A 557-nucleotide genomic window follows, 5' to 3' on the forward strand; every position below is an offset into this window, starting at 1 on the left:
GGTGGACGTTTAACACAAATGCTAATACCTGCTGACAAAGACTATGCTCTCTCGCTCTATGGGAAACTGAATGTCATGAAAGCTTTTGGGGATAAAGGCAAAATACAAATTGGTGATACTTTCCTTCTTGATTCTGCGGAATCTTCTATTGAAGGTGGGTTTGGTGTGAATGCACAACTGTCTCAAAATATCGCTCTTCATGGCGATGTGAGTTATCAACAAAAACTCCAAAGAGCTGGACTCTCTGGAATAAATGTTTCCGGTGGATTACGCTATCAGTTTTAAAAGTCTTTAATTTCTATTTTTTAAAACATAAGCGGCGCTGAAAGATAAACAGCGCCGCATATCTTTTCTACATTATTAAAAATGTAAGGTATAATAGACACTTTCAATGTAAAGGTGGCGCATTGCACTAGCTTTACATGTTAAAATCTGAATTTCTTCATCAAAGCCTTCTTGCCTCGTGACAGAGGCGAGGGGAAAGATATATTTAGCGCATGGTAAAAGTTTTCAGCAGCTTTTTTTCGCATAGAATAAAAGAAATTCCATTGTGTATT

The 557-nt window shown here is 37.3% G+C and carries 1 protein-coding gene; it reads left to right on the forward strand.

Features of this window, described 5'->3' with window-relative positions; genetic code table 11:
- Nucleotides 1–285, forward strand: a 285-nt coding sequence (locus ME1_RS07360; protein ID WP_004865009.1) for an autotransporter outer membrane beta-barrel domain-containing protein, incomplete at its 5' end; no start/stop codon positions are given.
- Nucleotides 286–557: the final 272 nt, after the last annotated feature.

Origin of the sequence: Bartonella vinsonii subsp. arupensis OK-94-513 (genome assembly GCF_000278235.1) — a bacterium.
GTDB classification, from domain to species: Bacteria; Pseudomonadota; Alphaproteobacteria; order Rhizobiales; family Rhizobiaceae; genus Bartonella; species Bartonella arupensis.